The 12,786-nt window shown below is 39.1% G+C and carries 9 protein-coding genes; all 9 read left to right on the top strand.

Features of this window, described 5'->3' with window-relative positions; all coding sequences use genetic code 11:
- Positions 1–47 precede the first annotated feature (47 nt).
- The 9 genes from AOG26_RS11360 (at position 48) to AOG26_RS11320 (ending at position 12,691) form a co-directional block, all read left to right on the top strand.
- A complete protein-coding gene (locus AOG26_RS11360) occupies positions 48–2,300 on the top strand; it encodes an exo-alpha-sialidase (RefSeq protein WP_054562591.1) in 2,253 nt (750 codons plus the stop codon).
- A 202-nt stretch (positions 2,301–2,502) separates the two neighbouring features.
- Positions 2,503–5,337: a TonB-dependent receptor domain-containing protein gene (locus AOG26_RS11355; protein WP_054562590.1), complete on the top strand. Its 2,835-nt coding sequence runs from the start codon at positions 2,503–2,505 to the stop codon at positions 5,335–5,337.
- A 55-nt stretch (positions 5,338–5,392) separates the two neighbouring features.
- Entirely contained in the window at positions 5,393–6,523 is a 1,131-nt protein-coding gene (nagA, locus tag AOG26_RS11350; protein ID WP_054562589.1) for an N-acetylglucosamine-6-phosphate deacetylase, read from the top strand.
- Positions 6,524–6,535: 12 nt separating this feature from the next.
- Positions 6,536–7,456 (top strand): dihydrodipicolinate synthase family protein, encoded by a 921-nt coding sequence (locus tag AOG26_RS11345; protein WP_054562588.1) that lies wholly within the window; start codon positions 6,536–6,538, stop codon positions 7,454–7,456.
- A 14-nt stretch (positions 7,457–7,470) separates the two neighbouring features.
- Complete coding sequence (locus AOG26_RS11340; protein WP_152966960.1) at positions 7,471–9,003, top strand: sialate O-acetylesterase; 1,533 nt, start codon at positions 7,471–7,473, stop codon at positions 9,001–9,003.
- A 571-nt stretch (positions 9,004–9,574) separates the two neighbouring features.
- Positions 9,575–10,261 (top strand): hypothetical protein, encoded by a 687-nt coding sequence (locus AOG26_RS11335; protein ID WP_054562586.1) that lies wholly within the window; start codon positions 9,575–9,577, stop codon positions 10,259–10,261.
- 79 nt (positions 10,262–10,340) lie between these two features.
- Entirely contained in the window at positions 10,341–11,405 is a 1,065-nt protein-coding gene (locus AOG26_RS11330; RefSeq protein ID WP_054562585.1) for a HEPN domain-containing protein, read from the top strand.
- Positions 11,406–11,913: 508 nt separating this feature from the next.
- Positions 11,914–12,312: a hypothetical protein gene (locus AOG26_RS20790; RefSeq protein WP_054562584.1), complete on the top strand. Its 399-nt coding sequence runs from the start codon at positions 11,914–11,916 to the stop codon at positions 12,310–12,312.
- Position 12,313: 1 nt separating this feature from the next.
- Positions 12,314–12,691, top strand: a complete 378-nt coding sequence (locus AOG26_RS11320; RefSeq protein ID WP_054562583.1) for a hypothetical protein — start codon at positions 12,314–12,316, stop codon at positions 12,689–12,691.
- Positions 12,692–12,786: the final 95 nt, after the last annotated feature.

Genomic DNA, 12,786 nt, shown 5'->3' with positions numbered 1-12,786 from the left:
AAAGTTACCCCTTCATTGTAAGGGCTTTATTAGAATGTGAGGAAAACATGAGAAATACGATCGGAGCTAGCTTTTTAACGACTAGCTTCTTACTCCTAAATAGCTCATTAGCTTATGCTGAACTTGTTAAGCAATGGGACACATCAACAACTAGTTTTAATGGATCTTCTACGTATGTATCACTTGATTCTGATTTAGATCTAGTTAACTCCTTAACTAAAGGCAGTATTTATTCAGCTTTTAAAGCAACAGGCACAACTGGAACATTGTTCAGCGTATCCAATGCGAACGAGGCATCTAGCGAATATGCATTAGTAATCGACGGAGATGGTACATTACGCATCCATGCCAGGGAAAATGGCGCCTTCATAAATAACTTGAAAACAACAAAGGCGTTTAATGATAACCGTGAACATAAAACGGTGGTTTTAACTGATGAAAATGGTACTAGCATTCTCGTAGACGGTGAATTGCTAGCTCAAAACTCATCGACTTCATTTTTAAATAGTGTCGACAGCCTAAGTTCTATGAACATAGGTCGAAACGAAGATAATGGTGGCGGTCAATGGTATTTCTCTGGAGAAATATCAAGTACTGAAATCTATTCTTCTATATTAAGTAAAGCTGAAGCAGCCTTAAAAACTCGCCCAAATAATGTTGTTGCTCTATTTAATAGCAACTTAGATGCTTCGCCTGATTTGTTAGGTTGGACAAATGACTCCACCCTTCAAGGGCAAGGTAGTTTGCTAGATGATAATGGTGATACTGTATGGCAAGCCGATGGTAGTGCTGGTAAAGCCGAGTGGGAAGTTATTCCTGATTCACAAACAAACTTAGACGCGACAAATTATGGCTGGTCTATGTCTAGTACAGTTAAAGTCCTGTCTGGTTCCTATATTACAAATTACTATGCAAATGGTAATAAGCGTTACTTAGTTAATTTGAAAATTGATTCAAGTGGTGCACTCGTTGCTGATGTTGAGGGTGATGCACAATACACGCTAGTTTCGCAGCAAGGCTCAGATCAATATCATGACTATGAAGTAAACTATGATGCAAGTTCTCAACAAGCCACTTTTTGGTTTGATGGTGAAAAGGTAACTAGTTGGTCAGGCTCAGCATCAAATCAAAATGTCATTGTCTTTGGTAATGGCTCATCAGGCACAAGTGGTGTTGCAAATTATAAAAATGTACGCTTTGAAGTAACTGACAGTACTCAACCGATAGCACTTAGCAGTGTATTTGTAGGTGGATCTGAAGGTATCAATGGTATGTCTAATTATCGCATACCATCTATTGTGCAGTCTCAAGATAATACGCTTTTAGCCTTTAGTGAGGGGCGTCCTAATGGAGCTGATCCTGGTGCAAGTGGTTTAATAAATATCTCACTCAAGCGCTCTTTAGACTTAGGGAAAACTTGGCAACCGGTGCAAATTATCGAAGAAAGTTCACAATACGATTTTTCTGACCCTAGACCTTTAGTTGATGAGTCAACTAACACTATATTTGTTTTTTACACTCAGTGGCTCGATTTGTGCGCACAAAATGGCAACTGTACAGGTCCAGATGATCCTAACTACCTACTTTTTAAATCAAGCACTGACAACGGACAAACATGGTCAAATACCGTTAACGTTAGTGATGAAGTTAAAGACCCTACTTGGCGTTCAATTAATGCCGGCCCAGGTCATGGTATACAACTAAAATGGCAGTCTTCAGCGCAAGGAAGTCACAATGGGCGACTTATTTTCCCTGCTATTGTGCGTGCCTCAGATAGTTTATTTTATGTTGTGAGTGTGTTCAGCGATGATAATGGAGCAAGTTGGGATAAAGGAAATCTAACCCCAATCTCAGGGCCTACAGAAGCAGACTTTGTTGAGCTAAATGACGGTCGAATTTTGATGACAGCCAGAAATGATGGCTCTGCAGCCGGTACTCGTTATCACTTTTTAAGTAATGATGGCGGAATTACTTGGCAGCAAACAACTCATGATCTTGTTGTGTCTAAAGTCGATATTGGTATTACACGCTTTAGTTCGACTATTCAGGGAGATGCAGAGAATAAGATTTTAGTGTCGGCACCAATTGGTAACCCTGCAGGTGCTAATCGATATGATTTAGGTATATGGGTCAGCGAAGACGAAGGGGTGAGTTTTAACTCTCCTACTCAAATCGTTTATGGCTTCAGTGCATACTCTGACATCATAACGCTAAATGATGGAACAATAGCAGTTTTGTATGAGGCTACAGGCAGCACTCATATTAAATTTATCAATTTAAATATCAACGCAGTTAATTAATCTTCCCCTTCCAGTAGGCTATCAATGGATTTTCTCCATGATAGCCTGCTTTTAAATTCCATACATATCAATCCATTATAAAAATATCGTATTTTTTCTGTTAGATCCTTTTGACAAAAACCGAACAGTTGGTATGCTGGTATAACAGGTTAACAATAATACAGCTTAAAGCTGATCATAATCTATCAACGGGGTACATCACATGAGTAATAAACTGACCACGCTATTTTCAAAATCGCTCCTCAGCATTTGTGTTGGAGCTGCAGCAAGTAACTTTGCATTTGCAGAGGAGCAACCTGAAGCAACAGCAGAGGTTGAAAAAATCCTAGTAACAGGTTCACACATTAGAAAAGGTGATTTCGAATCTCCATCACCTATCAAAGTTGTAGATTCTGATGATATCGAGGGGGTAGGTGCCGTTAACGTTGGTGACTTACTCGGTAAAATTCCATCAATTGTTGGTGATACAACATCTTCAAGTTCAAACTCAAGTGAGCAGGATGGTGGCCTGAATACTATAGCGTTAAGAAATTTAGGCTCTTCAAGAACGCTAGTTTTAGTTGACGGTAAACGTTATGTGTCAGGGATGTCTGTTGGTTCAGGGTATGGTGTAGATCTAAATACTATTCCTACAACAATGATTCAACGTGTTGAAGTATTAACCGGTGGTCAATCTGCAGCTTATGGCTCAGATGCAATCGCAGGTGTTGTGAATATTATTCTGAAAAAGAACTTTGATGGCGTAGCGGTTAAATTACAAAAGGGTGAAACAGAAGCCGGTGCCGCAGGTACTACAGACTTAGAGTTTACAGTGGGCCATAACTTCGATAGCGGAAATGCTTGGTTCTCACTAGGTTATTCTGATGATGAAGGTCTAAAAGCAACAGACCGAGATTATTCAAGTGTTCATTTAGACTCTGTTGACACCGATGGTGATGGTCTGGCTGATACGCCGCAGTTTGTTGGTTCATCACATATCCCTGAAGGCCGAATTGGTGGTTATAAAGGTGATGGCACTCCATTTGTACGAACTGGTGATGTTGAAACATCAGATGCATTTAATTTCCATGAATACCGTTCAATGATCACTCCATTGAATAGAACATTTGCTGCAACGGGGTTATCACTTGATTTGGATGATAAATCACGTCTTAACTTTACCGCAAATTACTCGCGAGTTGAGTCACGCACTCGCATGGAACCTATTCCTCTTGATACACGCAACGATATCTTCAAGTTATCACGTGGTGGCACTACAGGGATAGATATTGCGACGCACCCTTGGTTTGCAGGTACTGATTTAGGTAATGCCTTATTGCAAGATGGTATAACTAATCTAGACGATGTGAGCTTAACCTTCCGTCGATTATATGAATTCGGTGACCGTGGTGCTGAAAATGTGCGTTCGACATTTCGCGTTGCAGGTGATTACGAATATGACCTTACAGATAGTATTTATCTGAATGTTAGCGCCACCTATGGTGTTACAGATCAAAACCAAAAAAATCATGGTGATATCAACCTTGAACGTGCTCGTTATGCTTTGGATATTGAAAGTGACGGAGCCGGCGGATATCAATGTGCCGATGATATTGCTCGCATTAGTGGCTGTGTCCCATTTAATCCATTTGCATATGATGGTATCTCGCAAGAGGCCGTAAATTATCTTGCAGCAGATACAGGGTTAAACGGTTCAATCGAACAATATGTTGTGACATCAGTCATTGCTGGCGATATTGATTTTGCTTTCAGTGATGATGTAAACAACCTAGGTTTTGCTGCTGGTGTTGAGTACCGTAAAGAAAAAGGTCAAGAGACTCCAGATCCATTAAGACAAGCAGGAATAGTGCGTGGTAGTCGAATTGCAAAAACAAAAGGGGAATTTGATGTTGTTGACGTTTTTGCTGAACTGCACGTTCCAATTTTAGAGCAACTTAATCTTGATTTTGCTTTACGCGTAGGTGATTACTCATCTGTTGGAACCACGACTAACTGGACTATTGGTATCGATGCTCCAATTTCAGATTCAATTAAATTGCGTGGTGCTTTAGCAACAGCAGTGAGAGCACCTAATGTGAGTGACCTTTTCGCAGGTGGTACCGCAACAGCAGCGTTTGTTGTAGACCCATGTAATGGTATTAGCAATGCAGATACTGGCAACATTGCTGATAACTGTCGTTCTATAAGTGCAATCCAAAACCGTATTGATAGCGATGGAGCATTTGTTCTTACACAAGTTGAAAGCCAGAATACTTCAGGTCTATTAAGTGGTTCTGAAAACGTAAAAGAAGAGAAAGCTGACACGCTAACGTTAGGTATCGTATTAACACCTGAGTGGTTAGACGACTTACAGATGTCGATTGATTATTACGATATAGAAATTGATGACGCAATTGCTAAAACAGACCGCACAGTTATTTTAAATCGTTGTTACAGTGTTGACCCTAGTGAATTTGATGCAAATTGTGGAGGGTTAGTTCGTCGTGATGGCCGTTCAGGTGCCGCACTAGATGTTAACTCAGCTTCAGGTAATGAAAACATTATCAAAACCAGTGGTATTGATTTAGATGTTTCGTATCAAACAAACTTAGATGTCGGTGATTTATATCTTGGGTTAGCTGCCAACTACATCGATGAATACAGCATTACGGGTATAGAATCTGGCGATACACAGCATCTTGAAGGTGAAGTGTTATTTCCAAAACTACGCTTTAATATCAACGCTTCATATAGTATCGAAAACTTTAATCTTTATTGGCAATTACGTTATTGGGACAGCACTAAAGACCGTAACGACAACACCTTGATGACAGATGAGTTAAATGAGATTGAATCTCGTACATATCATGATGCGCGAATCAGCTATAGCTTCTCTGACTCAATTAACGCCTATTTTGGCATTAAAAATGTTTTTGATAAACAGCCTCCACAGCTTACGCAAACCCATAAGTATTATCAGGTTGGTACGCTAACTAACGGTACCGCTTATGACTTATATGGTCGTTCATTTTATGCGGGCCTAAAGCTTAACTTCTAACCTTGCTCAGTTCAGATGTGGGCGGTATGCCCACATTACAAATAATGGAAGACCGATGATTTTTAAACCTACTCAACTTTTTGATGGTGTGCAATTTCATGATGATAAAGCAATAAGGGTTGTTAATGGCAAAGTCGCAGAAATAGTTACTTACTACCATGAGCCTTGTATTGAGCTAGATGGTGTCATGGTACCGGGCTTTATTGACACTCAAGTTAATGGCGGTGGCGGTGCATTATTTAACCATGAAACAACGTTAGAGACCCTACAAAAAATGGTTAAAGCGCATGCAATGTTTGGCACAACAAACCTATTGCCAACTTTGATCACAAGTGACATTGCAAAATTGCAAGAGGCTGCTGAAATTGTCAGTAAAGCTATTAAGCAAGAAATACCAGGTATCGCAGGTGTTCACTTTGAAGGCCCTCATTTAAGCATCGTTAAAAAGGGTATCCACAATAGTCAACACATTCGCAAGATCACAGAAGATGAGCTGAAGATATATTGTCGCAATGACTTAGGGAAAGTAATGGTAACTGTGGCTCCAGAATCAATTTCACCGGCCCAAATTAGTTATCTTGTCGAACATGAGGTCATTGTGTGCCTTGGTCACTCAAATGCTGAATATGAAGATGTTGTTAAATGTATCGAAGCAGGAGCTATTGGCTTCACACATTTATTCAATGCAATGTCGCAGCTAACTTCAAGAGATCCAAATATGGTCGGGGCGGCACTTAGTGATGACCGATGCTGGACTGGAATAATTTTAGATGGTCATCATGTTCACCCTGCAGTCGCGAAAGTCGCTTACAGAGCAAAGCCGAAGGGAAAACTAATTTTAGTCACAGATGCAATGTCGACTATCGGAAGTCAGCAGCAAGCCTTTCACTTTGATGGTCATCAAATTTCATTAGCACAAGACAAGCTTGTAAGTCATACAGGTCAATTAGCTGGTTCAGCATTAGACATGATTAGCGCTGTGAATAATAGCCGAAAAATGCTGAACACGTCTTTTGCTGAATCAATAAACATGGCAAGCCGTTACCCTGCACAACTCCTAGGATTAGCGACATCTATTGGACAAATAGCTGTTGGTGCTGATGCTAATTTTGTGTTGCTCGGGCAAGAAAGTAACGGTGAATATCACGTCAAAAATACCTGGATCCAGGGTGAACAGTTTTATTAATAAGGAAACAAAATGCAAAAAATTAATGGGTTAATCAACGCGCCATTCACAGCGTTTAACGACGATGGCAGTATCAACCTGTCAGTTATCCCTCGATATATTGAAATGTTGGTAAATCATGGAGTATCAGGTGTTTTTGTTAATGGCTCATCAGGCGAGGGGCATTTATTAACTGATGAAGAACGCATGGATTGTGCTCAAGCGTGGGTAAATGCCGCGCCTGAGAATTTTAAAGTTATCGTTCATGTTGGTACTAATAGTGTTCGTACTAGCCAAAAGCTTGCTATGCATGCAGCTGAAATTGGCGCGTATGCAACGAGTGTGATGGGGCCACTTTTTCCAAAGATCAATCGTGTTGAAGAGTTAGCAGCATACTGTGAGCAAATCGCTTCAGTAACCCCTGAACTGCCATTTTACTATTACCATATTCCGGCCTTTACCGGTGTAAACATCTCTATGCTTGCTTTATTAAAAGCTGTAGATAACAGAATTCTTAATTTTGCAGGTATTAAATATACTTTCGAAAGCTTATACGAGTATACACAGTGCAGACGCTATGAAAATGGCAAGTACGATATGCTGCATGGACAAGATGAAACACTGCTTCCTTCACTAGCCTTTGGTGGAGCGACTGGTTGTATAGGTGGCACATTTAACTATGCCGCTGACTTATATACAGGTATAAGGAAAGCGTTTGCTGAGGGTGACTTGGAAAAAGCACAACAGCTTCAATATCAGTCACTTGATTTAATTGATGTTATCGCAAAGTTTAGAGGCAATATCGTTGCGGGGAAACAAATTATGAAAGTAATAGGTTTGGATTTAGGTGGTAACCGTACTCCATTCCAAAACCTTTCTGATGATGAGTTTAAAGCAATGTCAGCTGAGCTTGAGGCGATTAACTTTAAATCATTTGCTAATAAAGTAAGTTAATACAGAGGCTTGGTGTGACTAAATTTAAAGTGATTTTGTATTTAAGTTTAATTATTAGCTCTATTACATCCGGGTTTTGTTTGGAAATGCCGAGTGTATTTAGTGACCATATGATTTTACAGCAAAAAAAATCCATACCTATTTGGGGCAAGGCTAAACCAGAGCAGGTTATTGAAGTTAGTTATGCCAAGCAATTGAAAACGACTAAAGCGAATGAGTATGGAGACTGGCAAGTATTACTTGATGCCATGGACGGTGGTTACGAGGCAAGTGATTTGACTATTACTACATCTAATAGTCATAAGGTCTTTAAAGATGTACTCATTGGCGAAGTATGGTTGGCTGCAGGACAATCAAACATGCGCTTTGAAGTTAGTAAAACTATTGGTGCAGATAGTGAGTTAGCTAAATCGAGTAATAATGTGATTCGCTTGCTGGATTATTATAACGATGACTTTTACCCTGATGAGGTTGTTTTTTCAGTCGATAAATTAGCCAAGCTCAATAAATCTAATTATTTAAAAACAGATGGTTGGAAACTGAGTTCGCAACAAAGCAATGCTACTTTTTCGGCTGTTGCTTTCTATTTTGCAGCTAAATTACAAAAAGAGTTAGATGTCCCCGTGGGTATTATAAATATATCCGTCGGCGGTACGATGACTGAAAACTTTATTAGTAAACAAACGTTAGCCTCTATCCCTGAATTGGCACCTTTAGCTAACGACTGGATAAAGAGTATTATGCCATGGTGCAGAGACCGAGCACTCTATAATTTATCTTCATGGACAGAGCAGTTTCCTTTAAAAAAATTAGCACATCACCCCTATGAACCAGGCTTTATTTTTGATTCAAGTGTTAAACCTCTTTCACCTTTTCAAATAAAAGGAGTTATTTGGTATCAAGGTGAATCGAATGCACCGATGACTGAAAAGCAAAAGCTTGAACCTTACTTTTCAAAAGATTTAAACAAACTAAAACTAAAAACACTGATTAAAGAATGGCGCCAAACCTGGGATGAACCTTCACTACCGTTTTATATAGTTCAATTACCTGGACTTAACCGCCCATGGGCTGAGTACAGGCAACTACAAAGCGAAGTTGCAAATGAACTATCGAATGTTTCTTTAGTTGTTAGTTATGATCAAGGTGAGGCCGAAGATGTCCATCCTAAGAAAAAGCACCCTTTAGCTGAAAGGATTGCAAGATCAATACTCTACAAGATTTACGGAAACATAAATCAATATGTAGATGCAGCAATTGATAAGGTTAGCTTTAGAAACACACAAATTGTGATCAGATTCACAGATATAATTATGATAAATAAGTCGGTTGCAGCCAATGCCATTGGAATTGAGATAGGGGACCAGCAAGGAAAATTTTACAGTGCACAAACTAGGCTTGTTGGTAACTTACTAGTCGCTTGGAGTGAGAGTGTTAGTAACCCCGCTGCCATTAGATATGCGTGGTTTGATGACCCAAAAGATAAGGCCAACTTAGTTACAAAGCTAAGTGATCCCATTGCACCATTTATATACTCCAAACAATAAATGTAGGCCCTTAATCGCTTACTCTAAATTCACTGCGAGCCGCACGTTGCCGGCTCACTACTCAATATCTGGGTAGTCAGAGTTCGCTCTGATAATACTAGTGAGGGAATTGTACGCAAATATACTTTTCCATTGTGGTAATGCAAAAGCGTATTGCCAACGATAATGTAAGGCGAGGCTAAAGGGCAATGAAGGAGTAGCGTGCTACTCCTTTTTGTTTACTTATCATTTAATGTAATTAGAAACATGACTAGTATTTCAACTTGTTTCTGCCCCAAAACGAGTTGGAATAAATACTCAAAATGTCGATTTTTCAGAAATAGCTAAACATTGAGTTTTGCTTAAAATAAGAGTTAATTGATTACCGCACTGTGTAGCTCACACATATATTCAAGAAAATGAGCGATGAGCGTATTTTCTTTTTCTGAATACCTTTAGTGTCAATAAAAATATTATAGTTGGCATTGTGTTACGTTATTTGTTAAAGATAGATTTATTAATACATGCGCGTAACATCGGCAGAAAGATGCGCGATTGGCGCACTATAAAATTGTTAGGGCTCTCGTTTTAGATGAACTATTTAATTACTCCACCAGTAACTCACTATGACGGCGGCATTGGTATTACAGGCTGTAATTTCAGGCATGCTGCTGACATTCTAAAAGAGCATGGTTCATCCTTGGATGGAGTTCTCCCTCTTTGTTATCTACATCGACATGCAATAGAGTTATTTTTAAAGTCAATGATTTTTATTCTACACAAGAAGTATTCTATTGAATTCGGTGAAGGATTCAGTTTAGACAGGCCAGCAATTAAAGTCGGAGATAAGTGGCGGCCTATGGACAATACCCACAACTTATCTGACCTGTATTCATACTTCGAGGTGACTTACGAAGATTGCAAAGGTGTACTTCCAGAAACAATTTGCTGGGATATGCCTGCGGATATTAAATCCAAAATTGACATGGTCAGTGGAACTGACCCTAAAAGCACGTTTTTTAGGTATCCAAAATCCGGCAGTGCTCATCAGGATGCCAAAAAGTCACGGATTCAAAAGACAAAGTTTGAAGGTGCTTTTGACGATAAGGATAAGCCCGCAAAATTAGTATTAATGTTCGATCAAAACGATGAGCTGATAGAAACGTATGACTTGGATGCTGATGCACTAAGTACAATCCAAGAGGTATTAGATTATTTGAGTGATTTTTTTAATGGCGTCCATGCAGCATTCAGGCATAAGCTAGCTAATGGCTCCTAACAAGCGCATGTTGTCGGACTTGTTTTCCGCTGTGCTCCAAACCAACCGCAAATGCGGGCGTTATAGCTAAGGAGTAAATATGGCACTTCCTATCCCCAGAAAAGATATTACAAAGCTATTAATCTCTACTCCATCTCATTTTGTTGGGCACTATGAAAATGAAGTGTTTAGAGCTGTAGTGGCCAATGAAAATTTAGGAGTGAAATCGGCGAGAAGAGATGAGAGGACATACAAGCAGTACATAGAGGTGACAGTAGAAACTCCAGAGTATAAAAATGATACTATAGTAGTTCCTGATTATAGCCAAATTGGAGAGAACTTTTGTATTGCAATGTCAGTGCTTTTTGGAAAAGTATTTGATTCACATGGGCTTTTGCAACAGCATGGCAGGGCTTACCTCCCAGATCTCAATTCAAATCACAAGATACACAATAAAAACCTTACTATAAACAGTTCTGATCCTAGAGTTGATTATGAAATAGAATTAGCTCTTGAGAATATAAAATTAATAGAAAATGTATTGTTTCAACATGATGAGGATACTGTTGATGCCCAGTCGACCTTTTGGTATGCAGGACGTTTCTATGTTCAATCACTTCGTATAGTTGAAGAAAATCCAGAACTTGCATTTCTAAGCTTAATTACTGCTGGTGAAATATTAGCTTCATATTTCAAATATAGCGTTGATGAGCTCCTCGATAGTAACAGTAAAGAACTACTAGAAAAGTTGAAAACTTTAGGTGAGGACGGAGAGCAACTTCATAAGCAAGTTAGTAAAAAATTAATGGGTATTTCAGAGGCATTCTGTAAATTCTTAATCGATTGTTTGGATGATGAATTTTTTGAGAGAACTGAGTCTCAACAAGATTTTTCAAAATTAACTAAATCTGATATCAAACAACGATTGAAAGCAGCTTATAATTTACGAAGTAAATATGTGCACGCAGGAAAAACTCCTTCAGGTTGGATGTCAGTTGATTATTTAAATAACAATGAAGAAGTACATCACGGAACTCCTGTGTTGGAAGATAAAGATATGAAAAAAGCTATTAAGCGTTCCCCTACGTTTATTGGTATGGAAAGGATTATTAGATATTCACTACTTAAATTTGTAATGAAAACAAATGTGATCCCCGGAATATAGCTATAACAAGGCACTTAAACTTAACTTAAACGAAACTAAAATAGTTGGTTCCGCTTCGCTCCACAGTATTACCCACAATTTTAGTCCGCTTAGTGCGGCGTGAAGGTTCGCTTTTGGCACAGAGTCATCCTTCGGCGCTAAATTGTTTTTGTCCAATTTTCGCCTACGCGTATTTGCCCCTAAACGTGTTTAGGCGCATGACTCAAAAGAGCGAGCTTCGGCCGTTCGAAATTACTGTTCTATTTCGTCAAAGCATATTGCTTGCATAGTCAGGAAAACGACCCAATCGCTCGTTTTTGTCCTGAGACAAAAGCTAGAATTACTGCATTTTAGTAGTAATGGCAATTAGTTAAGAAGTTTGTTAGAAATAATCTAATAAGAAAAACGAGCTACGCTGTGGTAGAAAAACGCGCGATTAGCTCGCTATAAACATGTTAGGCAATCTCCGTATTATAGACGTTGTTATCGGTGTGTTATAGAATGCAGCGAAAAAGAAGGAAAAATAATCTTGGCTAAACGGATTCCCGCACTTCCGAATGAATGGGGAGATTTTTTTACCTGTGTTTTATTGCACATGCTTTTGCCTTTGCTTCCTTTACTCATAGAGTTTTGGATGAAAGGGGCTCCTACCGATAGTACATTGGCGATAACAGCTTCAATGTATTCAATTGCCATAGGGCTATCTTCGCGGAGTGCTGCTATGCTTGGTTTATGTATACTTGTTAGTATTATTTTTTCAGTTGTATTTGGAATTGTTAGTGCTGGTTCGTCCACTCAACTGTCAGATTTAAAACTTTATTCAGGTCTAAGTATTTTGTTTGTGTTCATCATACACACTCTAGAAAGATACAATAGGCATGTTGTAGATTGTGTTCCATTTTGGGACTTTGGAAGGGTGAGTAATTAACATGGAATTTGCAAATATATTAGCAATCCTTGGTGTTTTGACTTCAGTGCTCGGGGTCGCTTTGTCCTTTTTTTCTGTTAAACGCAGGGTGGCTACTGAGCAGTTGTTTCGTAGTAGTTTGCATGAGCGCTTAATCAAGCATCGAGAGTTGATGATGATGCTTGAAGAGATTGATAACGTTGATAGTAAAAGAACGGATGAAGAAGTCTTAAATATGCACTTGAAAGAAATAGAGATGATTCTTGATGAGGCTTTAAGTGATATGGAAGACCCGCACCGCTCTATTATAACTTCCGCACTTCAACAAAACTCTGCTAAAGGAAGGAATGCTTATATAGCAAGAGCTTTGCACGAGTCAATCCCTAAACAAATCGCCTAACAAACGCTTGAAATCGGATTCAAAATTATGTCGCACTTTTTGCAAAGACACGCAAAAATATGCGCCATAATTTTTCACCGTTTAAGCTGGCGTTA

This window comes from Pseudoalteromonas sp. UCD-33C (genome assembly GCF_001306895.1).
GTDB lineage: Bacteria > Pseudomonadota > Gammaproteobacteria > Enterobacterales > Alteromonadaceae > Pseudoalteromonas.
Note: the sequence above shows the minus strand (reverse complement) of the source record. Positions and strands in the feature narration are given on the sequence as shown.